The 23110-nt window shown below is 74.2% G+C and carries 22 protein-coding genes and 1 pseudogene; 14 read left to right on the top strand and 9 right to left on the bottom strand.

Annotated features, from left to right (window positions below):
* Positions 1-209 precede the first annotated feature (209 nt).
* Entirely contained in the window at positions 210-782 is a 573-nt protein-coding gene (locus BKA00_RS36960) for a papain-like cysteine protease family protein (RefSeq protein WP_185033032.1), read from the top strand.
* Between the two features lies 1 nt (position 783).
* The gene (locus BKA00_RS36955; RefSeq protein ID WP_185033030.1) at positions 784-1578 is read left to right on the top strand and encodes a hypothetical protein; all 795 of its coding nucleotides are present in this window, start codon (positions 784-786) and stop codon (positions 1576-1578) included.
* Here BKA00_RS36955 and BKA00_RS36950 read toward each other — a convergent pair.
* Together BKA00_RS36950 and BKA00_RS36945 are read right to left on the bottom strand one after the other, a co-directional pair.
* On the bottom strand, positions 1575-2630 hold the full coding sequence (locus BKA00_RS36950) for a LysR family transcriptional regulator (protein ID WP_185033027.1): 1056 nt from the start codon (positions 2628-2630) through the stop codon (positions 1575-1577). The two genes, BKA00_RS36955 and BKA00_RS36950, sit on opposite strands and share 4 nt — an antisense overlap.
* A gap of 93 nt (positions 2631-2723) precedes the next feature.
* Positions 2724-3551, bottom strand: coding sequence for an AraC family transcriptional regulator (locus BKA00_RS36945; protein WP_230298746.1), 828 nt, complete (start codon positions 3549-3551; stop codon positions 2724-2726).
* 296 nt (positions 3552-3847) lie between these two features.
* Between BKA00_RS36945 and BKA00_RS36940 the strand changes: the two genes are divergently transcribed.
* The 5 genes from BKA00_RS36940 to BKA00_RS36920 are packed head-to-tail and all read left to right on the top strand — an operon-like array spanning position 3848 to position 7715.
* Positions 3848-5164: an ATP-binding protein gene (locus tag BKA00_RS36940; RefSeq protein ID WP_185033023.1), complete on the top strand. Its 1317-nt coding sequence runs from the start codon at positions 3848-3850 to the stop codon at positions 5162-5164.
* Positions 5161-5595, top strand: a complete 435-nt coding sequence (locus BKA00_RS36935; RefSeq protein ID WP_230298745.1) for a roadblock/LC7 domain-containing protein — start codon at positions 5161-5163, stop codon at positions 5593-5595. Before BKA00_RS36940 ends, BKA00_RS36935 begins: the two co-directional genes overlap by 4 nt.
* A complete protein-coding gene (locus tag BKA00_RS36930; protein WP_185033021.1) occupies positions 5592-5948 on the top strand; it encodes a DUF742 domain-containing protein in 357 nt (118 codons plus the stop codon). Before BKA00_RS36935 ends, BKA00_RS36930 begins: the two co-directional genes overlap by 4 nt.
* Positions 5926-6522, top strand: coding sequence for a GTP-binding protein (locus BKA00_RS36925; RefSeq protein ID WP_185033019.1), 597 nt, complete (start codon positions 5926-5928; stop codon positions 6520-6522). The genes BKA00_RS36930 and BKA00_RS36925 overlap by 23 nt, the downstream gene beginning before the upstream one ends.
* Positions 6519-7715: a cytochrome P450 gene (locus BKA00_RS36920; protein ID WP_185033018.1), complete on the top strand. Its 1197-nt coding sequence runs from the start codon at positions 6519-6521 to the stop codon at positions 7713-7715. The genes BKA00_RS36925 and BKA00_RS36920 overlap by 4 nt, the downstream gene beginning before the upstream one ends.
* Here BKA00_RS36920 and BKA00_RS36915 read toward each other — a convergent pair.
* On the bottom strand, positions 7684-9087 hold the full coding sequence (locus BKA00_RS36915; protein WP_185033016.1) for an SPFH domain-containing protein: 1404 nt from the start codon (positions 9085-9087) through the stop codon (positions 7684-7686). The genes BKA00_RS36920 and BKA00_RS36915 overlap by 32 nt on opposite strands.
* Before the next feature lie 142 nt (positions 9088-9229).
* On the opposite strand from BKA00_RS36915, the pseudogene BKA00_RS39590 reads away from it, so the two are divergent.
* Positions 9230-10945 (top strand): annotated as a pseudogene (locus BKA00_RS39590) (bifunctional copper resistance protein CopD/cytochrome c oxidase assembly protein); the annotation flags it as partial.
* A 17-nt stretch (positions 10946-10962) separates the two neighbouring features.
* Here the strand turns inward: BKA00_RS39590 and BKA00_RS39585 are convergent.
* The 5 genes from BKA00_RS39585 to BKA00_RS36890 all read right to left on the bottom strand — a co-directional run bounded on the left by BKA00_RS39585 (position 10963) and on the right by BKA00_RS36890 (position 16068).
* Positions 10963-12291: an HD domain-containing protein gene (locus tag BKA00_RS39585; protein ID WP_230298744.1), complete on the bottom strand. Its 1329-nt coding sequence runs from the start codon at positions 12289-12291 to the stop codon at positions 10963-10965.
* A 10-nt stretch (positions 12292-12301) separates the two neighbouring features.
* Positions 12302-13651, bottom strand: coding sequence for an HD-GYP domain-containing protein (locus BKA00_RS36905; protein ID WP_185033012.1), 1350 nt, complete (start codon positions 13649-13651; stop codon positions 12302-12304).
* Positions 13652-14199: 548 nt separating this feature from the next.
* Positions 14200-15126, bottom strand: a complete 927-nt coding sequence (locus BKA00_RS36900; protein ID WP_185033010.1) for an NAD-dependent epimerase/dehydratase family protein — start codon at positions 15124-15126, stop codon at positions 14200-14202.
* A 19-nt stretch (positions 15127-15145) separates the two neighbouring features.
* Positions 15146-15466, bottom strand: a complete 321-nt coding sequence (gene rsrA, locus BKA00_RS36895) for a mycothiol system anti-sigma-R factor (RefSeq protein ID WP_185033008.1) — start codon at positions 15464-15466, stop codon at positions 15146-15148.
* Complete coding sequence (locus BKA00_RS36890) at positions 15463-16068, bottom strand: sigma-70 family RNA polymerase sigma factor (RefSeq protein ID WP_173395830.1); 606 nt, start codon at positions 16066-16068, stop codon at positions 15463-15465. The genes rsrA and BKA00_RS36890 overlap by 4 nt, the downstream gene beginning before the upstream one ends.
* A 362-nt stretch (positions 16069-16430) precedes the next feature.
* On the opposite strand from BKA00_RS36890, the gene BKA00_RS36885 reads away from it, so the two are divergent.
* Entirely contained in the window at positions 16431-17234 is an 804-nt protein-coding gene (locus BKA00_RS36885; RefSeq protein WP_338072188.1) for a class I SAM-dependent methyltransferase, read from the top strand.
* 130 nt (positions 17235-17364) lie between these two features.
* Here BKA00_RS36885 and BKA00_RS36880 read toward each other — a convergent pair whose 3' ends face one another.
* Positions 17365-18159, bottom strand: coding sequence for an SOS response-associated peptidase (locus BKA00_RS36880; RefSeq protein WP_185033006.1), 795 nt, complete (start codon positions 18157-18159; stop codon positions 17365-17367).
* Between the two features lie 52 nt (positions 18160-18211).
* On the opposite strand from BKA00_RS36880, the gene BKA00_RS38470 reads away from it, so the two are divergent.
* The 5 genes from BKA00_RS38470 (at position 18212) to rsgA (ending at position 23076) form a co-directional block, all read left to right on the top strand.
* Positions 18212-19264, top strand: a complete 1053-nt coding sequence (locus tag BKA00_RS38470) for a DoxX family protein (protein ID WP_221493444.1) — start codon at positions 18212-18214, stop codon at positions 19262-19264.
* A 108-nt stretch (positions 19265-19372) separates the two neighbouring features.
* Complete coding sequence (locus BKA00_RS36870) at positions 19373-19966, top strand: sigma-70 family RNA polymerase sigma factor (RefSeq protein ID WP_476692264.1); 594 nt, start codon at positions 19373-19375, stop codon at positions 19964-19966.
* Positions 19963-20685, top strand: a complete 723-nt coding sequence (locus tag BKA00_RS36865; protein WP_185033004.1) for an anti-sigma factor family protein — start codon at positions 19963-19965, stop codon at positions 20683-20685. Before BKA00_RS36870 ends, BKA00_RS36865 begins: the two co-directional genes overlap by 4 nt.
* Positions 20686-20782: 97 nt before the next feature.
* Positions 20783-22054, top strand: a complete 1272-nt coding sequence (aroA, locus tag BKA00_RS36860) for a 3-phosphoshikimate 1-carboxyvinyltransferase (RefSeq protein WP_185033002.1) — start codon at positions 20783-20785, stop codon at positions 22052-22054.
* 17 nt (positions 22055-22071) lie between these two features.
* Positions 22072-23076, top strand: coding sequence for a ribosome small subunit-dependent GTPase A (gene rsgA / locus BKA00_RS36855; protein WP_185035325.1), 1005 nt, complete (start codon positions 22072-22074; stop codon positions 23074-23076).
* The last annotated feature ends 34 nt before the right edge of the window (positions 23077-23110 follow it).

The following is a 23110-nucleotide window of genomic DNA, read 5'->3' as shown; positions in this document are numbered from 1 at the left end:
CCAGGGATAAAAGCCGAGTTCACCGGGGTCATTCCGGTTTGTTATGACCTGCTGGCATTACCGGGTTAAGGCCGCGAATGAGACTTTTATGACGTTCATTCGGCCTCTCGCGGCCTCCCCGCCCGGACACTCCCCCGGCGCCGGACGGGAATCGCTCGGCTCCCTCGCGAGAGGCGGTGCGGCCTCGCCGGGAGAAAAGGCGGAAGTGCATGAGAACGCGTACCCGACCCGCCCGGGCACGCCGGCGGCTCGCGGCCGGACTCGCGGGGGCGGCGGCCGCCGCCCTCACGGCGTCCACCGGCGTCGCCTCGGCGCAGGACCTGCCGATCACGCAGCAGGTGCAGCAGCAGGACCAGTGGTGCTGGGTCGCCAGCGGCCTGACGATCGCCAAGTTCTTCGGCAAGGGCAACGTCAGCCAGAACGACTTCTGCGCCCTCGGGCGCGGCTACCCCCGCGGCAGCGCCTGCCCGAACCAGGCCGGCTACCTGGAGTACGACCAGCGCGCGTTCCAGGCGCTCGGCGTGTCCCCCGGCCAGGTCAGCGGACCCCTGTCGTACCAGGCGGTCACCACCGAGATCAACGGGCAGCGGCCGATCCTCACCGGCATCTACTGGACGGCCGGCGGCGGCCACGCCCAGGTCATCTACGGCTACTCCGGCCAGACGGTCTCCTACGGAGACCCGTGGCCCTCCAGTCCCCGGTACGGGGAGATGGCGTACAGCAGCTACGTCAGCAACTACCAGTTCCGCTGGGGCCAGGCCCTGTCCAGGATCGGAGGCTGACATGCGCGCGACCGCGAGACTCGCGACCGGAGCCCTCATCGGCGGAACGGTCCTGATGGGCGGCACCGCGGCGCTGGCCGCCGGACCGCCCTCCGACGAGGCGGCCGCCGCGAAGGCCGCCGCGTCCCCCGCCGCGCTGCAGCGGCTCGGCGCGTTCTTCGTCCACCTCGACCAGCACCGGCGCGGGCAGCTGGTGGACCAGGCCGTGCCGAAGGCCGCCGCGCAGGCCAAGGCCCCGCGCCTCGAAGGGTCCGTCCAGCGCGTCCACTCGCTGAACCCCGCGTTCGTGAAGGGCGACGGCGGAGCTCCCGTCGCGACCTTCGCCTACATGGCGGTCGGCGCCGTGTCGGCGAGCGGGCAGCACGCGACGGTGTGGCTGACCAGGACGGGCGCGGGCTGGCAGGTCATGAACGTCATCTCCGGCTCGGAGGAGGCGGTCTACCCGGCGCGGGCGCAGGGCGGCACCGTGTTCACCGAGCCGCAGATCCACGCGTGGTACCGGCTGAAGGACGGCCGCGTCACCGCGCTCAACGGCACCGCCGCGTCGTCGGTCGGCAGGTCCGGCGTCACGGTGGCGGCGTACCGGAGGCTCGTCCGCTCCCGGTACGCCGACAAACTCCCGGGCACCGCCTACCAGCGGTCCGGGAAGCTCGGCGGGTACTCGCCCGCGACCGGCACCGGCGATCCGGCGCCGGACAGGGGCCCGGCGCCCGCTCTGCTGGCACTGGGCGCGGGCGGAGCGGTGACCGCCGCGGGTGTCGCCCTCGTGCGGCGCCGCCGCCAGGGCGGCTGCTAGCCGCCCTCCCGCGGGTTCCGGGAACCGCCCCTCTCCCCGGGACCCGCACCGGCGCCCGTCCCCGCGCCCGCCGCCGGGCCGGCGGGGACGGGCAGCGCCGGGTGCGCCTCGGGATGCCCGTCCCACCAGTCGCCGTAGGCGGGTTGGGCCCGGACGAGGTCCAGGTAGACCTCGTCGAAGACGCCGCGCAGCCGTTCCGCCGCCCGCTCGGCCCCGGGCCGCCACATCAGGACGACCCGCTGGCCGAGCGGGTCGCCGGTGATCCGGCGGAACGCGACCCCGGCGCGGGGGGCCGCGGTCGGCTGGTAGATGCCGACGGCGCGCCCCGACCGGATGAGCGAGGCCGAGATCTGCCAGTCCGTCGCCCAGTACCTGACCCGGGGCCGGAACCCCGCCTCGGCGCACACGCCGCGCAGGTAGGCGGGCCACGGGCCGTCGTCGAGCGGATCGTCGATCCAGTCGTGGTCGGCGAGGTCGGCCAGGTCGACGGTCGGGCCGGCGGCGAGGGGGCTGGAGGAGGACATCCCGACGAGCGCCGGCTCGCACTCGACCAGCACGAGCCGCTCCAGGCCGTCGCGCGGCCGCGGCGGATGGTCGACCGGCTCCTGGAACAGCCCGATGTCGAGGGTGCCGGAGCCGAGCAGCGCGGGGATGCGCCCGCCCCCGGGGTCGACGCGCAGGTGCAGCCGCGACTCCGGGGACAGCGAGCCGAGATGGTCGCCGAGCAGGGTGAGCGCCGGGCACGCCTGCACCCCGATCCGCAGCAGCGGTATGGCGGCGGGCTCGCTGATCCGGTGCGCGAGCGCGGCGTTCAGGTCGTCGATGCCCGCCAGCGCGGCCCGGGCGCGGGTGGCGACCTCGGCGCCGACCGGCGTCGGCGTGACGCCCTCCGGGGAGCGGACGAACAGCTGCACGCCGAGGTGGCCCTCGACCCGGCGCAGCATGGTGCTGACGGCGGGCTGGGTGAGGCCGAGCCGCGCGGCGGCCTTGCTGATGCTGCCGGTCGCGGCGATCGCCTCGATCATCCTGAGGTGGTGGGGGCCGAGGTCCACGGGCGCGCTCCTGACCGTCTCTACGCCCCGTCCGGTGATCTCCGCCGCATCGTAACCCGGGATCGGCCCGGGCGGACCGGAAATCCGTGCCGGTCAGCGAGCGGCGCCGTGCCGGCGCAGCTCGCGCGGGCTGACGCCGAAGCGCTGCCGGAACGCGTGGCTAAGCGCGCTGGCCGAGGAGAACCCGGTGGCGTGCGCGAGGTCGGTGATGGTGACGTTCCGGTCGAGGGGGTTGCGCAGCCGGTCGCGGACGAGCCGGAGCCGCTCCTCGCGGATCAACTCGCGGGGCGTGGTCCCGGCGCGCTGCAACGCGAGCTGCACCTGCCGCAGCGACCAGCCGAGGTCCTGCGCCATCGCGGCGCCGGTGAGCCCGGGGTCGGTGGCGTGCTCGCGGACGTAGCGGCGCACGACCGCCTCCACCTCGGCGAGGTGGCCGGGCGCGGGCGGGCGCTCGTCCCCGGCGAGCAGCAGGCACAGCAGCTCGGTGATCCTGTCGCAGGCGGCGTCGAACTGCGGGCCGGTGAGGCTGCGCCGCTCCTCCCCGACGGCCCGCACCATATCGGCGACGACGCGGCCGAGGCCGGCGGACAGGTCCAGGCCGGTCGCCGCGGGCACCGGGCCGCACAGCCGGCCGTCCATCTCGCGGGCCGGGATCGTCATGACGAGGACGCGGGCCGGGCGGGGCTGGAGGACACGGAACGGCGCCGCGGGCGCGATGAGGCCGCCGGTGCCCGGGCGCAGCCGCGCCTCGCGGCCGTCCTGCACCATGAGCATCTCGCCGTGCAGCGGGAGAAGGAACCGGTAGCCCCGGTCGCCCGTCTGCCCGGGGGCGCGGTCGTACTCCGCCCGGTCGGACGGGTACAGCCCGAGCCGGTACTCGGCGCCGGACGTCCCGGTCGGCCCGCCGAGCACATCGTCCACCCGAGGCCCCTCCGCCCGCCGTCCTAGATCACCTTCGGGCGAGCGTAGTACCGGCGCCACCAGCGAAACAGGCAAATCCATCGGAAAGTAACGTGATTCAGACGATGGGTGATCTTGCGATGCGCCCGGCGGCAAGTTCTCTGCGCGCGAGCACAAGCGCGCCCCCGCGCACCCGTCCTACGGTGCCGAAACTGCGGCGTATCCGCGCCGCCCCCACCAGCCATGAGGCGGTCCGCCGGGTGTCGCCGACACCGGACCGGGCCCACCTCGCCGAAGACCCCTGCACCGAGGATCTGATGGAGCTATTCCTCTTGGCTGCGGCGCTCGTCGTCGTGGCGGGCGCCGGCATCGCGGCCGCCGCCCTGCTGGCACGCCAGCGGCGGGAGACGGCCGACCTGCGCGCGCAGAACGCCGTCCTGGCCCGCGGGCTCGACCTGCGCGAGAAGGAGCTTCGGCACCTCGCGGACGTCCGGCTGCCCGAGCTCATGGAGTCCCTGCACAACCCCGGCGTGCGCGTCGCCGGCCCGCTGCACGACCTGGACCGCGAGGCGCCCGCCTACGGGCAGGCGCTGCGGACCGTCACCGAGCTGTTCGCCGGGTCCGCGGCGCGCGTCCGGGAGCGGGCCGACCTGTCGGCCAAGTCGACGCTTCGGGCGATGATGCGCGCCGTGCAGAGCCTCGCCAACGAGCAGCAGCTCGCCATCTCCGACATGCAGGAGCGCCACGACGACCCGGACGTGCTGGAGGGCCTGCTCCGCGTCGACCACATGAACGCCCAGCTCGGGCGGCGCGCCCAGGCCACCGCGGTGCTGTGCGGGTCGTGGCCGGGCCAGCAGCGCTCGGCGTCGTCGATGAGCGACGTGGTGCGCGGCGCGACCTCCCGCATCCGCGACTACCTGCGGGTCAACATCCAGGGGCCGGTGAACACCGCGGTGACCAGCCGGGCCGTGGAGCCGATCGTGCTGACGCTGGCCGAGCTGCTGGACAACGCGGCGCGGCACTCGCGCCCCGACACCACCGTCGAGGTCAACTTCCAGTCCACCCACAACGGCGTCGCCATCATGATCGACGATGCCGGGGTCGCGATGGACGCCGAGGAGCTCCAGCGCGCCGCCGACCTGCTGTCCGGCGACGCGTCGGTCGACATCCACCGGCTCGGCGACCCGCCCCGCGTCGGGTTCGCGGTGGCGGGCGTCCTCGCCGCGCGGTACGGCTTCCGGGTGTCGGTCGACACCCGCTCCCCCTACGGCGGCGTGCGGGCCGTCGTGTTCGTGCCGTCCGCGCTGCTCACCGACCTCCCGGGCGAGCGGGCGCCCGACCCGGCCGGGCGGGACGCCGCGGCCGGTCAGGGCCCCGCGCCCGCCGCCCGGACCGACGTCCCCGCCACCCCCGGCGGGCTGCCGAAACGCACCCGCGTCGCGGTCGCCGAGCGCCCCGCCGGGGAACAAGAGCCGCCCGCCGCGCCGGAACCGGGGGCGCCGCCCCCGCTCAGGCCGGCCCGGGAGACCGCCGCGGGCCTCGGCGCCTGGCAGCGCGGGACGCGGTCCGGCCGCGCTTCGACGCCGTCCGACGGCGGGGGCCCCGGCATCGAGAGCAAGGACCTGCGGCCATGAACGAGGGATGGAACGGCGCGATGGACGACGGTACGAACCGGCTCGGCTGGATGCTGGACGACGCGCTGCGGATGCCGGAGACCCGCTACGCGATCCTGCTGTCGGCCGACGGGCTGCTCATGGCGCACTCCGAGCGGATCAACCGGGACGAGGCGGAGCGGCAGGCCGCGGGAATGGCGGGCCTGCAGTCGCTCGCCCGCAGCACCGCCGAGTTCTGCGGGGACTCCGGCACGACCTGGCGGCAGACCGTCAACGAGTTCGACGACGGGTACGTCTTCCTCGTCGCCGCAGGTCCGGGCGCATACCTGGCGGTGTCGGCGACCCAGCACGTCGACATGGAGACCGTCTCGTTCCGGCTCCAGGAACTCGTGCAGCGGCTGGGCAAGGAGTTGACCACCCCGCCGCGGCCGGGCGCCGGCCGTCCCGCATGACCCCGCGCCGCAGCAGGCGGGCCCTGGTCCGCCCGCACGTCGTCACCGGCGGGCGGGCCCACCCCACCCGCAACGTGTTCGACCTCGTCACCCTCGTGACCGCGACCGGCGACCTGCCCCGCACCGGCCTGTCCCCGGAAAAGGCCCGCATCGTCGAGCTGTGCCGCGGCGGCGCGCTGTCGGTGGTCGAGATCTCCGGCCATCTGAGCCTGCCCGTCGGGCTCACCAAGGTGCTGCTGTCCGATCTCGTCGACAGCGGGCACCTCACCACCCGGGCCGCCCCTCCCACCGCCCAGCAGTCCAAGGCCCGGCTCCTTCAGGAGGTGCTCGATGGACTCCGCGCTCGCCTCTGAGACCCCCTACCTGCGCGAGAGCGTCCGGACCGCCGTCAAGATCCTCATCGTGGGGCACTTCGCGGTCGGCAAGACCACCTACGTCGGAACGCTCTCGGAGATCCGCCCCCTGCGCACCGAGGAGCGGATGACGCAGGCCGGGGCGGCCGTGGACGACCTCGCCGGCATCAAGGACAAGACGACCACGACCGTCGCGATGGACTTCGGCCGCCTCACCCTCAGCGACGACCTCGTGCTGTACCTGTTCGGCGCGCCGGGGCAGCAGCGCTTCACCCGGCTGTGGGACGACCTCGCGCGCGGCGCCCTCGGCGCGCTGATCCTGGTGGACACCGCCCGCCTCCAGGAGTCGTTCGCCGTCATGGACATCGTGGAGAAGCAGGGCCTGCCGTACGCGGTCGCCGTCAACCACTTCGAGGGCGCGCCGCGGTTCCCCGAGGCCGAGGTGCGCGAGGCCCTCGACCTCACGCCGGCGACGCCGCTCGTCAGCTGCGACGCCCGCGACCGCGTCTCGTCCACCGAGGCGCTCATCTCGCTCGTCGACCACCTCCTCACCCTGGACGGGGAGCAGCCATGACCATCCACCGCACCGCGACCGGGCGCGTCCCGCTGCACGGGCCGGAGTTCGCCAAGGACCCGAAAGGCGCCTACGCCCGGATGCGCGAGCACGGCGACCTCGCGCCCGTCGAGCTGGCACCGGACGTGCCGGCGACGCTCGTCCTCGGCTACGACGCCGCCCTGGAGATCCTGCGCGACCCGGCCACGTTCCCGCGCTGCAGCGAGGTGTGGGAGGAGGCGGTCGGCCCCGAGTGCCCGGTGCTGCCGATGATGATGTCGCGGCCCAACGCGCTGTTCACCAACGGCGCCGTGCACGCCCGCCTGCGGTCGGTGATCGTCGACAGCCTGGACCGGGTCGACCCGGTGTCGCTGCGCGAGAACGTCGAGCGCAGCGCCGACACCCTCATCGACCGTTTCAGCGGCGACGGCAAGGCCGACATCCTCGGCCAGTACGCCCGCACGCTGCCGCTGCTGGTGTTCAACGAGATCCTCGGCTGCACGCCCGAGATCGGCGACAAGCTCCTGCGCGGCATGACCGCCATTTTCGACACCGTCTCCGCCGAGGAGGGCAACGCGCTGCTCGGCGAGGCGGCCGGCGAGCTGGTCGCGTACAAGCGCGCCAACCCGGGCGCGGACGTGACGTCCTGGATGCTGAGCCACCCCGCCGGGCTCGACGACCTGGAGACGATCCACCAGGTCATCCTGCTGATGGGGGCCGGAACCCAGCCGGAGCAGAACATCATCGCCAACGGCATCCTGCTGCTGCTCTCCGACGACCGGTTCGGCGGCGACCTGTCCGGCGGCGCCCTGCCCGTCGAGGACGCGCTCGACGAGATCCTCTGGACCGACCCCCCGATCGCCAACTACGCGTCGATCTTCCCCCGCCAGGACGTCGACTTCCACGGGTACCGGCTGCCCGCCCACCAGCCGATCCTGATCAGCTACGCCGCCGCGAACACCGACCCGTCCCGGAGCATCGCCGACCGCCGCGGCAACCGCGCCCACCTGTCCTACGCGGGCGGCCCGCACAGCTGCCCGGCCAGGGGCCACTCCCGGCTCATCGCGTCCGTCGCGATCGAGAAGCTCCTCGACCGGCTGCCGGACGTGGAGCTGGCCGTCCCCGTGGAGCACCTGGAATGGCGGCCGGGCCCGTTCCACCGGGCCCTCACCGCCCTCCCGGTCACCTTCCCTCCGGACCAGGCCCTTCCGTAGCGGCGCGCAGCGCGCCGATGACGGCGGCGAGCTGCGTGACCAGGCCGGCGACGCCGGTCTGGTCGGCGCCGCCCACGGTGACGGCGCGCAGCTCGTCCGGCTTGGGCAGCCTGGCCATGATCTCCGGCAGCGAGGCGATGAGCCGCGCCTGGACGGCCGCGGGCGTCCGCTCGTTCTCCAGCGCGGCGCGGGCGGCGTCCCGCTCCAGGTCGAGCAGCGCCTGCTCGTGCCGCGACCGCGCCCGCAGGTCGGCGAGGGCCAGCTCGCCCTCGGTGCGCAGCCGGGCGAGCTCGTGGTCGCGCTCGATGCGCAGCCGCCCCGTCTCGGCCTCCTCCTCGTGCCGCTCGCGCTCCATCCGCAGCGCGTGCCGCGTGGTCTCGGTCTGGAGCTCGGCGAACTCGCGCGAGTCGTCGTGCTCGCGCCGGGTGCGGCGCAGCTTCTCGGCCGCCTCGGTGTCGAACAGCTGCGACTCGTTGCGGGCGCGCAGCTCGGCGAGCTCGCGCTCGTGCTCCAGCCGCTGCGTCTCCTTGATCCGCGCGGCGGCCATCTCCCGCTGCGCGACGGCCTCCTCCGCCTCCAGCTCCGCCAGCCGCGCGATCTGCCCCTGCTCGGCCCGGTAGGGCTTCTGCAGGTTCTCCCAGAGCCGCGACGAGCTGACCACGGCCTCCTTGATCTGCACCGTGACGATCCGCAGGCCGAGCCCCTGGTCGCTGTTGTCCTCGCCCTCGGCGACCGCGCGCAGCCGGGCCGTCAGCTCCTCGATGATCGGCTGCTTGTCGCTGAGGACGTCGCGCACCCCCATCGTGGCGACCTTGTCCTTGATCGCCGCCTCGGCCTGCTCGCGGAGCTGGAGGTTCACCAGCCGCATCGGGTCGTCGCCGCCGAAGTCGAGCTTGCGGTAGGCGGTGCCGAAGTCCTGGATGATCCACTGGACGTAGCCCTGGACGAGCACGCCCTGCAGCTCCCGGCAGATGCAGTACGCGTTGATCAGGATGGTCTGCGTCGCGCCCGGCACCACGAGGAAGGAGTCGGTGGACGGGTTGAACCGGAACGACACACCGAGGCCGATGTGCAGCGGCTCGGCCCGCCCGCGCCGGGTGTGCACCACGAACGCGTTCGGCGGGACGAGCACGTTCTTCCACCGCCAGAACCCGCTGATCCGCACGTCCACGGGCCCCGGCCCGGGACGGTCGGCGGGCGCCGCGCCGCCGAGCGCGCGGTCGCGCTTGGCCAGCGGCCCCGGCGCCGGGGCCGCGCCGACCGCGCCGGGAGGCGGCGGCGGAGAGCGCCTCGCCTTCAGGTCGTCCTCCAGCACCGCCTGCTGCGCGACGACTTTGTCCAGATAGCTGTTGCCCTGGTCTGAGGCGCTCATCTCGCTCCCCCGGAATTCGGTGTGGCCGATACATTAATGAACCTTTTGCTTGTATGCGTGCGTATTTGCGGCCGTGGTGACACACGAAGCGGCGGCGACGGGAAATGAGGAACGGCGGGAAGAGGCCAGGACGGACCTGGCGATGCTCGCGATCGGGGCGGCGGCGCTCGCGCTGGTCGTCCTCGCGCTCGTCGTGCGGTTCGGCGGCGCGTTCAGCGAGACCGCGGCGCCGGGGCTCTCCCACGCGGGGGCACTGGCCAAGACCGGACTGGTGACGGCGCGGCTCGGCGGCGACGTCGCCGCCGTCCTGACGGTCGGGTGGCTGCTGGCCGCGGCCGTGTTCGTGCCCGGCACGCCCGCCGCGCGAAGGTGCCTGCGCGCCGCCTCGCTCAGTGCGGCGGCCTGGGCGGCGTGCACGCTGGCGCTGATCGTGTGCACCGTCCTGGACCTGTTCGGGGTGGGCGTCACCAAGGTCACCGGCGACATGATGCGGACGTTCCTCGTCGAGCTGCCGCAGGGGCGGGCCCTGTTCCTCGTCCTCGCCGCCGCGGTCGCCGTGTCGGTCGCGGCGAGCCTCCCGCACGCCGCCCACGGGGCCGGATACCCGCTGGCGGGCGCGCTCGCGGGGATGCTGCCGCCGCTGTTCACCGGGCACGCCGCGAGCGGCGCGAACCACGCCCTCGCCGTCTACGGCCTCGTCGCCCACATCGCGGGCGTCGCGCTGTGGACCGGCGGCCTGGTCGCCCTCGTCACCCTCGCCCCCGCCGTCGGCGACCGGCTCCCCCGCGTCGCCGAGCGCTACAGCCGGCTGGCGCTGGTGTCGTTCGCCGTCGTCGGCGCCAGCGGCGCCGTCAACGCGTGGGTGCGGCTCGGCGGGCTCCACCTCGGGTCGCGGTACGGGGCGCTGGTCGTCGCGAAGGCCGCCGCGCTCGCCGTCCTCGGCGCGATCGGCTGGTGGCACCGCCGCGCCACCCTGCCCGCCCTCGGCGGCGGGAGGGGCGCGCGGCCCTTCCTGCGGCTCGGCGCGGTCGAGATCCTCGTGATGGCGGCCACGACGGCCCTCGCGGCAGGGCTGTCCCGCACGCCGCCGCCGGAGGTCGCACCGGGCACGCTGGACGTCGTCGCGCTGCGGCTCGGGTTCCCGCTGCCCGGTCCCGCCGGGGCCGGGCGGCTCCTGCTCGACTGGTGGATCGACCCGCTGTTCCTCGTGCTCGTGATCGGCGGTGCCGTCCTGTACGGGACGGGCGTCGCGCGGGTCCGCGGCTGGCCGGCCCGGCGGAGCCTGTCCTGGGCCGCCGGGCTTCTCGTCGTGCTGCTCGCCTCCTGCGGCGGGATCTCCCGGTACAGCATGGTCCTGTTCAGCGCCCATGCCGTCCAGCACGTTCTGATCGGCCTGGTGGCGCCGGTGCTGCTGCTGTACGGGGCGCCTCTCCGGCTGGCCCTGGAGGCGGTGCGCGGTGAGGGCGGGGCGCTGCTCGCCGCCGCTGCCGGGAGCCGGGGAGTCCGGGTGCTCACCGACCCGGCCGCCGCGTCGGCGCTGCTCATGCTCAGCCTCTACGCGTTCTACGGGTCGCCGCTGTTCGGGGCCTCCCTCGGCAACCACGCCCTGCACTCGCTGGCGCTGGCCGTCTTCCTGGCCGCCGGGCTCGCCTACTTCCACGGCACGACCGGGACGCCGATGCCGTTCGCCCTCCTGCCGCTCCACGCCATCGCCGGGACCGCCCTCACGCGGGACGGCACCCTCCTCGGCGGCTGGTACGAGCACCTCGGTCGCCGCTGGGGCGCGTCACCGCTGGAGGACCAGCACCTCGGCACCCTGCTGCTCTGGACGGCGGCCGCCGCCGTCACCCTCGCCGTGGCGGCGGCCCACGGGCTCTACTGCCGGGGCCCCCGGTCCACGACCCGGCTGAGCGCCTCCACCACCGTCGGGTCGTACTCGGAGGCCGAGTCGAGCCGCAGCCTCTCCAGCACGGCGGCGCCCCGGTCGCGGTCGGCGGAGTCGCCGACCAGGTCGTCGTAGGCGTTGGCGACCTTGATGATGCGGCCCGCGAGCGGCGGCGGCAGCGGCCGCTCCTCGGAGTCGCCGGACGGCTCGCGTCCCGTCCGGTAGGGGTGGGACGACAGCTGGACGATGTGCGCGACCCGGTCCAGGACCCCGGTCTGCTTGATCACCTCGGCGCCGAGCTCGGCGATGCGGCGCTGCTCGGCCGGGGACGCCAGCACCGTCGCGCCGCCCGGGATCGGGTCGCCGAGCGACAGCTGCCCGATGTCGTGCATGAGGGCGGCGTACTCCAGTTCGAGCAGCTCCTCCTCCGACATCCCGAGCTCGCGCCCCATCGCCACCGCGAGCTTGGACACCCGGTGCGAGTGCCCCGCCTCCACGTAGCCGCCGACCTCGGTGACGCGCGACAGCGCCCGGACGGTCTGCAGGTAGGTGGCGCGGATCCCGGCGTAGCGGCGGAACGCGAACTGCGTCACCAGGATCGGCACCGTGAAGATCAGCAGCGCGGCCTCGCCCATCGCCGTCGTGGAGACCGCGATGAGCATGGCGGTCGCGCTGGTCGCGGCGCACAGCGCCATCTTCGCGTCGATCTCGTCGCGCAGCGCGATGCCGAACCGCGCCCGCACCGCCTCCGCGCGGATCATCGCGGCGATCAGCATGTCGGTGAAGCAGGACAGCACCACCACGAGGCACATGACGGCCAGCAGCAGCTGCCACGGCAGGTGCAGGGACAGCAGCGGCCGGAAGCACAGCGCGACGACCGCGACCGTGAACAGCCGCCGCGCCATCGCGTCGGGCCGCGGCGACCGGCCCACCGCGATGTGCGGCAGCGAGCCGACCAGCATCCCGGCGGCGGTGACCGCGACGACCTGGAGCGCGGAGTGCCCGGCGGCCACGACGCCGAGCGGCGCGTCCGGCGGGGCGCCCTCGGGGCCGACGCCGACCAGCAGCGCGTACCCCATCGCGCCGGCGCTGGCGATCGGCGCGACCTCCCGGTTGCCCGGCATCACCATGCGGAACAGCTCGCCCAGCGCGATCAGCACGCCGAAGATGATCGCCACGTCGGGCTGGCGGAGCCCGACGGAGCCGACCTCGGCGATGGCGACGATCACGAACAGCCCGGCGGTGGCGATCAGCAGGAGCTGGCCGGAGTCGATGGTCTGCCACGCGGCCCGGTCGCGGGCGCGCGCCTCCCCGCTCACCGGCGCCCCGTCACTGCCGCACCCCGTCGCCGCCGGCGACGCGCAGCGGCGTGCTCGGGTCGTCGTGGTCCTGCTGGGTGGTCTCGACGACGTCGTCGTCGGGCAGCACGACCGGCCGCGGCGGCTCCCAGCCCTCCCGTTCGAGCGCCCGCAGGAACGCCTCCACGATCGCGGGGTCGAAGTGGCCGCCCATCCCGCGGCGCAGCTCCTCGACGGCCTCGTCCTTGGTGCGGGCGGCCCGGTAGGAGCGGGTCGAGGTCATCGAGTCGAACGCGTCGGCGACGGAGATGACCCGGGCGAACTCGGGGATCTCGTCGCCCGCGAGGCCCATCGGGTAGCCGCGCCCGTCCATCTTCTCGTGGTGGTGCATGATGCCGGCGAGCGCCTCGTCCAGGAAGCCGATCTCGCGGACGATCTCCAGCCCGCGCATCGGGTGCAGCTGGATCGCGGCGAACTCCTCCTCGGTGAGCGAGCCGGACTTCTGCAGCACCTTGGTCGGGACGCCGAGCTTGCCGACGTCGTGCAGCATCCCCGCGTACCGGATGGCCTCGACCCGGTCCGCGCGCATCCCGATCTCCTGGGCGATCATCACGGAGCCGCGGGAGACGCGCTCGGAGTGGCCGCGGGTGTAGAAGTCCTTGGTCTCGACCGCCTGGCACAGCGCGGCGAGCGTCGCGGCGTGCGCCTGCTGCTGCGCGTACGCCTGGTCCATGGCCCAGCGGGCGATGAACAGCGGGAGCAGGACGAGGATCGCCGCGAACGGCCCGACCCGCGGCCACAGCCCGGCGATCAGCAGGCCGACCATGCCGTAGCCGAGGCAGCCGACCGCGAGCTGGCCGCTCTCGCGCAGGAGCTCGCGCGGCGCGGCCTGCCGGCTGAGCAGCAGCACCCCGGCCATCAGCATCAGGTTCACCAGGACGAAGGCGACCAGCGCGCCGAGGAACGGCCCGATGACGTTCTCGACCCAGCGGGCCTTCTCGGGGTGGAACCGGTCGCCGTCCAGGAGGTTGAACACCGTCCCGGCCATGAAGCCGCTGAGCGCGAACTGCGCGCCGTTGAAGAGCCGCTTGACCGGGGCGAAGATCCGCTGCCCGGTGACCAGCGCGCAGAGGCCGAGCAGCGCGGCGCCGACCGGGCCGAGCAGCACCACCGACGCCAGGCTCGCGGCGAAGCTCAGCGACACCCGGGCCCGCGTGATGTTCAGCCGCGCGGGCGCCGAGTCGCAGACCAGGAACAGCAGCGCCAGGACGGCGAGTTTCGTCCAGTCGATATCCGTGAAGGACGACGTCGCGATGAGGCCCGCCGCCAGCGCGACCACACCGCAGACGTACGCCCAGGCAGCGAGAGGTAGTCCACGCATTGCCGCCCCTCGGGGAGTGACGAGTTGGCAGGCCGCCACCGGGCTCACATGTGCCTGCCGGCACCTAGACCCAGGACACGCCCTTGGTCATCATCAGCGACGACGACGACGGGACGCTCGGGCGCCGCCCGTGTCCATGCGGTCTCACGCGCTTGAGCATGGCTCCTTGCCTCCCCCCAGCCGAGCCGGGCCGGCCGGCCTCGCGGCCGGCCACCGGGACCTCAGCGGTCCAGGTCTCCCGGGCGAGCACGTACCCCGAATTCCTCGGAGTGCACGCGCTCCGTCACTTGTTTCGGCATAAGCCTAACGCGGACTGCCCAGGTCACACAGGCGTGCAGGAAAACGTGAGCAAAGCGTGAACCAATCGTCACCTTAGGTGATCAATTGTCCTGGTTGAAAATCCAATCATCGCCGCGCTATCCGGCCTGCACAAACCCGCTGCACAAACCCGCTGCACGACCTGAATGCACGTGCATCCGCAAATGCACCGAAGTAATTCACTAAAGGTCGGCGAACGAGGGCCCGAAGGTGAAAGAAGAGGGGACCAATCAGCCGCGCACGTGGTTCCGTTCCCGTGCCCAGGCGACCGTCTTCGCAAGCCCTTCGGGCAGTCCCACCGCGGGCTCCCAGCCGAGCGCCTCCCGCGTCCGGCCCGGGTCGACCGACATCGCGGGCAGGTCGCCCAGCCTGGACGGCGCGAACTCCGGGTCGTCCGGCGCCCCCGCCGCCTCGGCGACGAGCGAGTGCAGCTCGCGGTCGGTCGTCTGCAGGCCGGTGCCCACGTTGAGGCGCAGCCCTCCGCCCGCCTCTCCCCCGGCCCGGGCGTACGCGTCGACCACGTCCCCCACGTAGACGTAGTCGCGGGTCTGGGCGCCGTCACCGAAGACCCTGGTCGGACGGCCCGCCAGCAGCGCGTCCGTGAAGATCGAGACGACCCCGGCCTCGCCCTCCGGCGTCTGCCGCGGCCCGTAGACGTTCGCCAGCGTCAGCGTGGTGAAGTCGATGCCGTGCAGCTGCCGGTACATCCCGGCGTACACCTCGCCGGCGACCTTCGAGGCCGCGTACGGCGACGCGGGGCGCAGCTCGGCGTCCGGCGGGACGGGCAGCGCGTCAGGCACCCCGTACACGGCGCAGCTGGAGGTGAACACGACCTTGCGCGCGCCCGCCGCCCGCGCGGCCTCCAGGACGTTGGCGGTCCCGACGACGTTGGTGCGGGCGTCGCCCAGCGGGTCGCCCACGCTGACCCGCACGCTCACCTGCGCGGCGAGATGGAAGACCACCTCGGGGCGCCGGACGGCCGCCCGCTCGGCGAGCGCCGGGTCGGCGACGTCCATCTCCCACAGCTCGACCCCGGGCCGGGCGTTCGCGCCCGATGACATGTCGTCCACGCCCACGACCTCGTGGCCGTCCGCGAGGAGCCTGTCGACGAGATGGGACCCGATGAATCCGGCCGCGCCGGTGACGAGTGTCAGCACACCGGAAAGATACCGGTGGTCAGGCGCTCTCCGGCTTTCCGGCGCCGCCGGACGCCGGGACCTCGGCGGCCCCGGAGGCCTGGATCTCGCCGCAGATCTCCTCGATGCGGCCGAGCACCTTGGCGCGCAGGTCGGTCGGGGCCTGCTCGCACCCGCACGACTTGTTCACGAGCTTCTTGACGGCCTCTTCGAGGCCGTACTCGCGCAGGCACGGCCCGCACTCGTCGAGGTGCTGGCGCACCTCGCCGCAGCCGCCCTGGTCGAGCTCGCCGTCGAGGTAGGTGTACACGCGGGCGAGCACCTCGTCGCAGGGCGTGTCGTGGTGGTTGCCGCAGCTCATGTCGACCCCCTGCTCGCGCGGGTGAGCCCGCGCTCGTCGGCGTAGTCCTCAAGCATGCCGCGCAGCTGGCGCCGGCCCCGGTGCAACCGGGACATCACCGTGCCGATGGGCGTGCCCATGATCTCGGCGATCTCCTTGTAGGCGAACCCCTCGACGTCGGCGAGGTAGACGGCGATGCGGAACTCCTCCGGCAGCTCCTGGAGCGCCCGCTTGACGTCGGAGTCGGGCAGGTGCTCCAGCGCCTCGGCCTCGGCCGACTTCAGACCGCTCGACGTGTGCGACTCGGCACGCGCGATCTGCCAGTCCTCGATGTCGTCGGTCGCCGCCTGCTGCGGCTGGCGCTGCCGCTTGCGGTAGGAGTTGATGAACGTGTTGGTCAGGATGCGGTACAGCCAGGCCTTGAGGTTCGTCCCCTCCTTGAACTGGTGGAAGGACGCGAACGCCTTGGCGAACGTCTCCTGGACGAGGTCCTCGGCGTCGGCCGGGTTGCGCGTCATGCGCAGCGCGGCCGAATACAGCTGGTCCAAGAACGGGAGCACGTCGCGCTGGAAGCGCTCCTGGCGCTGCTCCACGGTCTCCGCGGTGCCCGGTACCTGACCCACCCCCTCGGCTCTGGCGCCCGTGGCCTTGACCGGCCGGGCGGCGCCGTACCCCTCAGACGATATCGACCCCACAGACGATATCGGTCCGCGCGGCCCGCCGACGCGGGCGGGGGCCCGCGCGTCGCCGCGGGGCGCCGCCGTACCCGCTGTCCGCTTCTGATCGGCGACGGCTGTGGTCATCCGGCTCGCACCTCCGCTTTCGCTGCTCTGTGAGAGGGTGCAACACCGGAACGCCCCCGCCGATTCCCGGGTGGGGGCGGGCGCGCCGCAGCCGGGTCGCCGGTTCCCGTCCCTCACTCAGGGTGATGACCGGCCCCGGACGGGGAAAGATGTGACATACACGGCTAGAACAGGAGCAATTGGTGCACTCGGTGCCTTCGGCGCGACCTTCCGAGCCCACCATCGCCAGTCTGCGGGACACCTCCGGTGACGGGTCAGGGGACTCCCTGGCGCGCTACTGGACCTTCTACGAGGCGGTGGCGGACGCCCAGCTCACCCGGTGGCTGCCGCGCAGGCCGTCCCGCGTGCTCGACATCTCGGGAGGCCAGGGACACAGCGCCGCCCGCGCCGCCGCGGCGGGCCACACGGTGCTGGAGGTCCGCGACCCCGAACGCCGGGGCCGTCCGGCGCAGGGGCGCCCCGGCGGCGCGGGGCGGACCGCCCCGACGGTCCCGCTGGTCGCCGACTCCGGCACCCTGTCCTACCTCGCCGACGGCTGCGTGGACGCCGTGGTCGCCGAGAACCGCGTGCTGTCGCGGCACCTCGCCACCGAGGCCACGATCACCGAGATCGCCCGCGTGCTGCGCCCCGGCGGCCGGGTCCTGCTGTGCGTCGACTCCCTCACCCTCGGCATGGCGCTGCTGGCCGAGCGCAACTACTGGGCGCACCTGTCGGACGTCCCGAGCGCCGAGGTCGTCCTCGTCCCGTGGCCGGACGGCACGATCACCCGCTCGTTCTCCTCCCACCAGCTCCGCGAACTGCTCGCCGACGCCGGCCTGGAGGTCGAGTGGATACGGCCGCGCACGGTGCTGTCCCCCTCGACCGTCGAGCACGTCCTCGGCGAGTCCCCGCGGGCGCTGCAGCGCCTCGTCCGCACGGAGATGGGCGCACGCCAGACCGACGAGTCGCTCGGCATCCACCTTCTGGCCAGCGCCCGGCTGCGCTAGCCGGCGCGTCACGCCGTCGTGCCGTCACACGGCCACGCGATGGCGCCGTCACTCAGGCCGCGGCTGAATTGCCGCGGCCGGGGCCGTCTCCGAGGGGAATGGCGCCGAACCGGCCGGATCGGCCCCCGTGTCAGAACAGCCCCTCGGAATGGTCGCCGGAACCATCCCCGGAATTTGCCGGTTCTATAAGCTCCGGGCCGTTGTTCCGCACGCTGTTGACGGCCTTCGACACGGGATAGGCGTCCATTGTCCCGGCCATCGCGGGAACGAGGAGGCCGCGCACCTGCTCGGTGTCGGTGAGCGAAGGGTCGAGCCAGGCGTCCCACCGGTCCGGTTCGACGACCATCGGCATCCTGTCGTGGATGCGGCCGAGGTCGTCCGGCGCGTTCGTGGTGATGACGGTGCAGGTCCACACCCACTCGTCCTCGGGCGACTTCCACAACTCGTACAGGCCCGCCATCGCCATGACCGCGCCGTCCTTCGGACGGATGAAGTACGGCTGTTTCCGCGCCTTCTTCTTCGCCTTCTTCTCACCCTCGGCCGGGTCGGCCCCGTCGCCCTGGTCCTGGAGCGTGTACCACTCGAAGTAGCCGTCGGCGGGCAGCAGGCACCGGCGCCTGGCGAACGCCCGGCGGTAGGACGGCTTCTCGTGCACCGTCTCGACCCGCGCGTTGATCATGCGCGATCCGATGGACAGGTCCTTGGCCCAGGACGGCACGAGCCCCCACCGCACCGTGCGCAACTGGCGCACCGCGGGCGCCTCGTCGGGCTCGTCCCTCGGCCGCCGGTCGAGCACGACCGGGACCTGCTTGGTGGGGGCGACGTTGTAGTCGGCCTGGATGTCCCCGTCTACCGCGTCGAGCTGCACCTGGAACTCGTCCAGCAGCTCCTGCCGCGCGCGGGAGGTGGCGTAGCGTCCGCACATGGGTCCCATCCTGCCGCGCTTGAGGCGCGGCGCGCTGGGCATGTAGCGGGCTATGCGACCCTTCACGACCCTGGCCCGCCCGTTCGTGGCGGCGCCGTACATCATGACCGGCCTGGAGGCACTCCGCGACCCGCGCGAACGCGCCGAGCGGGTGGGCCCGGCCGTCAAGCCGGTCGCCGACCGGATCGACTGGCTGCCGAAGGACCCCGAGACCCTCGTCCGCATGCAGGGCGCGCTCAGCCTCGGCACCGGCGCGCTGCTGCTGACCGGGAGGTTCCGGCGGCTCACGACGCTGGTGCTCGCCGCCCAGCTCGTCCCCGCGCTGGCGACCGAGCACCGCTACTGGACCGAGGAAGACCCCGAACGCCGCGCGAACGAGCGCTCCCACCTGCTGAAGAACGCCGGCATGTTCGGCGCGCTGCTCATGGTGGCGACCGAGCCGCGCCGCGCGCCGCGCACGGCCGAGCTGCGCCGCGCCGTGCGGGAGACGCAGATCAGGAGCGGCGCGGAGGCCAAGGCGATGCGCCGGGAGGCCGCCGCGACGCTGCGGGAGGCGCGCCGGGAGGCGTCCCGCCAGGTGCGCGTCGCGCGCGCCGAGGGCGGACGCAAGGCCGCCAAGGCGTCCGGGCGCGCCAAGCTCGCCAAGTCCGGCGGCATGTTCCGGCTGGGCAAGGCGAGCGGCAAGGCCGGCGGCACGGCCACGGCCGCGGGGGCGGCGGCCGGCGCGCTCAAGGCCGGTAAGGCGGGCGGCCGGGCGGGCGGCAAGGCGGCCCGCAAGGCCGGCGGCGCCCTCAGGAGCGCGGGCGCGGGCGGCGCCCTCGTGGCGGGCAAGGCGGCCGGGAAGGCCGGCAAGGCGGCCGGGAAGGCGGGCAAGGCCCGAGGCAGGAGGCGCGGCGGGGCGGGCGGCGCCCTCAAGGGCGCCTTGGCGGCGGGGAGCGCGTTCAAGCTCGGCCGCGCGTCCAAGCCGGGCAAGGCCGCGCGGGCGGGCCAGGCCGTCAAGGCCGGGACCGCGACGCAGGCGGCGAAGGCCGCCAAGGCCGGCCGGACGGTCAAGGCGGGCACCGCCGCGCAGACGGGCAAGGCCCTGCACGCCCTCAAACGCTGACTTCCCGAAGGGAACCTTAAAAGAGTCTCAAGGGCGTTGAACCATGGGCCGGGGCGGTCCCGTACTGCCAGATGACCGCCCATCCAGCATGACGGAGACGCCCCGGCCATGGCAGTTCCCGGATCGACCGGCCGCCCCGGCGGCGGCCTGCGGAGCCTGCTCCGCCGCCCCGGCGCGGCGCGGGCCGCGCAGGACGCCTCCGCCGAGGAGATGGCCGCCGAGCTGTACCGCGAGTACCATCGGCCCCTCCTCGCGTTCGTCCTGCGGCTGACGGGCGGCGACCGCCCGTGGGCCGAGGACGTGGTGCAGGAGACCATGATCCGGGCATGGCGCAGCGCGGACCGGCTCGACGACCGGACGACCTCGCTGATGCCGTGGCTGGCCACGGTCTCCCGGCGTATCGTGATCGACAACCGGCGGCAGCGCGAGGTCAGGCCGCCGGAGGTCGGCGACGGGCCCCTGGAGAACCTCCCGATGGCGGACGAGATGGACGCGCTGCTGCGCAAGGTCGTGGTGACCGAGGCGCTGGAGTCGCTCTCGCCCGCGCACCGGCAGGCGCTGACGGAGACGGTGCTGCGCGACCGGACGGTCAACCAGGCCGCCGAGTACCTCGGCATCCCGGTGGGGACGGTCAAGTCCCGCGTGTACTACGCGTTGCGCGCCTTGCGGGTCGCCTTGGAGGAGAGGGGGGTGACGCCATGAGTTCCCAGATCGAGCACACCGATGTCGGCGCTTACGCGCTGGGCCTTCTCGAGGAGGGCGACCGGCTGGCGTTCGAGGCGCACCTGCTGGGGTGCGGGTCGTGCCAGGCCGAGCTGAGGGAGCTGTCCGGGGCGGCCGGCGCCCTGGCCGGCCTGTCGCCCGCGGCGGGGCCGGTCACGCACGGGGCCGGGTGGGAGGGCGCCGGCGATCCGTCCGCGCCCCCGGCGCCGGTGATCGACATGATGCGGCGCAGGCGGCGGGCCGACCAGCGGTTCCGGCGCGGCGCCTACCTCGCGGGCACGGCCGCCGCGGCGGCGGCGCTGGCGGCGGGCATCGGCATCGGCGCGGCCGTGAACGACGAGGCCCCGGCTCCGAAGCCCCCCGCGACGCAGGCCCTCACCGGCGACAGGTTCCACGCGGCGAACGCGAGCACGGGCGCGTCCGGCACGGTGGCGCTGGTCGACAAGGGGTGGGGCACGCAGGTCGGGCTGGAGCTGCGCGGCATCCGCGGGCCGCTGAAGTGCCATCTGGAGGCGGTGTCGCGGACCGGTGAGCGCAGCGTCGTCGCCGGGTGGAGCGTCCCGGACAAGGGCTACGGCGTCCCGGGACAGCCCAAGCCCCTCGTCATGCAGGGCGGGACCGGGCTCAGCCGGCAGCAGATCGGCCACTTCGAGGTCCGCCTGGACGGCGGCGGAACGCTCCTGACGATTCCCCTCTGACCCTCTGACCCTCTTCTGCCCCCTCCGATCCCGTCCGACCGCCGAAGGCGTCCCGATCGTCCGGCGGCCGCCGGACGCGGCCCGATAACCTTGGGGCATGTCCTCTCCGCACTGGTCCGCCCCGGTCGCCCACGCCCCGGTGGACGCCACCGTGCCGCTGCCCGGATCGAAGTCGATGACCAACCGGGCGCTGATCCTGGCCGCGCTCGCGGAGGCGCCCACCCGCATCATCCGGCCCCTGCACAGCCGCGACACCGAGCTGATGGCCGGCGCCCTCCGCGCGCTCGGCGCGGGCGTCGGGGAGGACTCCGCCGACTGGCAGGTGCGGCCGGGGCGCCTGGAAGGCCCGGCGCGCGTCGACGTCGGGCTGGCGGGGACGGTCATGCGGTTCCTGCCGCCGGTCGCCGCCCTGGCGTCCGGCGAGGTGTTCGTCGACGGCGACCCGCGCGCCCGCGAGCGGCCGATGGGCCCCATCATCACGGCGCTGCGGGCCCTCGGCGCCGAGATCGACGACGGCGGGCGCGACGCGCTCCCGTTCACCGTCCGGGGCTCGGGCTCGGTGGCCGGAGGCGGGGTGACGATCGACGCGTCGGCGTCGTCCCAGCTGGTGTCGGGGCTGCTGCTGGCCGCGCCGCGGTTCGACAAGGGCGTGGAGGTCAGGCACGAGGGGCCGCCGGTTCCGTCGGCGCCGCACCTGGCGATGACCGTCCAGATGCTGCGCGCGGCGGGCGCCGAGGTCGAGGCGCGGCACAACGTCTGGCGCGTGGCGCCCGGTCCGCTGCGCGGCGGCGAGGTGGTGATCGAGCCGGACCTGTCGAACGCGGCGCAGTTCCTCGGCGCGGCGCTGGTCACCGGGGGCCGCGTCACCGTCCCGGACTGGCCGGCCGAGACCACCCAGCCCGGCGACGCGCTGCGCGGGCTGCTCGCCGCGATGGGCGCCGAGGTGACGCGCGGGCCCGGCGGGCTGACCGTGCGCGGCGGGGACGGGTTCGGCGGCCTGGACGCCGACCTGCACGAGGTCGGCGAGCTGACGCCGGTGCTCGCGGCCCTCGCGGCGCTGGCCGGTTCGCCGTCCCGGCTGACGGGCATCGCGCACCTGCGCGGCCACGAGACCGACCGGCTCGCCGCGCTGGTCGCCGAGATCAACGGGCTGGGCGGCGACGTCCGGGAGCTGCCCGACGGGCTGGAGATCCGCCCGCGCCCGCTGCGCGGCGGCGTCTTCCGCACCTACGACGACCACCGGATGGTGATGGCGGCGGCCCTGCTCGGATTGGCCGTTCCCGGCATCGAAGTGGAGAATCCGGGCACCGTCGGCAAGACTCTTCCGGACTTCACCCGGCAGTGGACGTCGATGCTGGCGTCCGCCTGACAGCAGGGAACGGACCACTGGCACGGAAACACGACTACGACGAGGACGACGTCCGGGTGCGGCCCGGGCGCCGCGGGTCGCGGCCGCGCACCCGCCGCCGTCCCGCGCACGAGGACGCCTCTCCCGGGCTCGTGACGGCCGTGGACCGCGGCCGTTACCGGTGCCTGGCCGACCCCGGCACGGGCGACGAGCGCGCCGTCACCGCCATGCGGGCCCGCGAGCTCGGCCGCAAGGGCGTCGTCGTGGGCGACCGCGTCGCGCTGGTCGGGGACGTCACCGGCGCGCAGGACACCCTGGCCCGGATCGTCCGGGTCGAGCCGCGCACCTCGGCGCTGCGCCGCACCGCCGACGACACCGACCCGTTCGAGCGGATCATCGTCGCGAACGCCGACAGCCTGGTCATCGTGACGGCGCTGGCCGACCCCGAGCCGCGCCCCCGCATGATCGACCGGCAGCTCGTCGCCGCCTACGACGCCGGCATGGACCCCCTGCTCTGCCTCACCAAGGCCGACCTCGCCTCCCCCGACGCCCTGGTCGCCGAGTACGCGCCGCTCGGCGTCCCCTACGTCGTGACCGAGCGCGGCGGCGACCTCGGCGAGCTGCGCGGCCGCCTCACCGGCCGCACCAGCGTGCTCGTCGGCCACTCCGGCGTCGGCAAGTCGACACTGGTGAACGCCCTCGTCCCGGACGCCGAACGCGCGGTGAGCCACGTCAACGCCGTCACCGGCCGGGGCCGCCACACCTCCTCCTCGGCGCTCGCGCTGGAGCTGCCCGGCGGCGACGGCTGGATCATCGACACCCCGGGCGTGCGCAGCTTCGGCCTCGCGCACGTCGAACCAGAGAACGTGCTCGGCGCGTTCGACGACCTCGCCGAGGGCGCCGCCGAGCGCTGCCCGCCCCGCTGCGACCACCTCCAGGACGACTGCGGCCTGGACGGCTGGGTCGAGGAGGGCCACGCCAGCCGGGCGCGCCTGGACTCCCTGCGCCGCCTCCTCGCCGCCCGCGAGGGCGAGCCCGAGTAGCCGCGCCGCCGCGGTTCCCGCCCGGCAAAGGATG

It is taken from the genome of Actinomadura coerulea (genome assembly GCF_014208105.1).
GTDB lineage: Bacteria > Actinomycetota > Actinomycetes > Streptosporangiales > Streptosporangiaceae > Spirillospora > Spirillospora coerulea.
Note: the sequence above shows the minus strand (reverse complement) of the source record. Positions and strands in the feature narration are given on the sequence as shown.

Excerpts from the sequence above, each read along its gene's own strand:
- BKA00_RS36960 (WP_185033032.1), top strand. The coding sequence starts at position 210 with ATGAGAACGCGTACCCGACCCGCCCGGGCACGCCGGCGGCTCGCGGCC.
- BKA00_RS36955 (WP_185033030.1), top strand. The coding sequence starts at position 784 with ATGCGCGCGACCGCGAGACTCGCGACCGGAGCCCTCATCGGCGGAACG.
- BKA00_RS36940 (WP_185033023.1), top strand. The coding sequence starts at position 3,848 with ATGGAGCTATTCCTCTTGGCTGCGGCGCTCGTCGTCGTGGCGGGCGCC.
- BKA00_RS36935 (WP_230298745.1), top strand. The coding sequence starts at position 5,161 with ATGAACGAGGGATGGAACGGCGCGATGGACGACGGTACGAACCGGCTC.
- BKA00_RS36930 (WP_185033021.1), top strand. The coding sequence starts at position 5,592 with ATGACCCCGCGCCGCAGCAGGCGGGCCCTGGTCCGCCCGCACGTCGTC.
- BKA00_RS36925 (WP_185033019.1), top strand. The coding sequence starts at position 5,926 with ATGGACTCCGCGCTCGCCTCTGAGACCCCCTACCTGCGCGAGAGCGTC.
- BKA00_RS36920 (WP_185033018.1), top strand. The coding sequence starts at position 6,519 with ATGACCATCCACCGCACCGCGACCGGGCGCGTCCCGCTGCACGGGCCG.
- BKA00_RS36915 (WP_185033016.1), bottom strand. The coding sequence starts at position 9,087 with ATGAGCGCCTCAGACCAGGGCAACAGCTATCTGGACAAAGTCGTCGCG.
- BKA00_RS36905 (WP_185033012.1), bottom strand. The coding sequence starts at position 13,651 with ATGCGTGGACTACCTCTCGCTGCCTGGGCGTACGTCTGCGGTGTGGTC.
- rsrA (WP_185033008.1), bottom strand. The coding sequence starts at position 15,466 with ATGAGCTGCGGCAACCACCACGACACGCCCTGCGACGAGGTGCTCGCC.
- BKA00_RS36880 (WP_185033006.1), bottom strand. The coding sequence starts at position 18,159 with ATGTGCGGACGCTACGCCACCTCCCGCGCGCGGCAGGAGCTGCTGGAC.
- BKA00_RS38470 (WP_221493444.1), top strand. The coding sequence starts at position 18,212 with ATGCGACCCTTCACGACCCTGGCCCGCCCGTTCGTGGCGGCGCCGTAC.
- BKA00_RS36870 (WP_476692264.1), top strand. The coding sequence starts at position 19,373 with ATGGCAGTTCCCGGATCGACCGGCCGCCCCGGCGGCGGCCTGCGGAGC.
- BKA00_RS36865 (WP_185033004.1), top strand. The coding sequence starts at position 19,963 with ATGAGTTCCCAGATCGAGCACACCGATGTCGGCGCTTACGCGCTGGGC.
- aroA (WP_185033002.1), top strand. The coding sequence starts at position 20,783 with ATGTCCTCTCCGCACTGGTCCGCCCCGGTCGCCCACGCCCCGGTGGAC.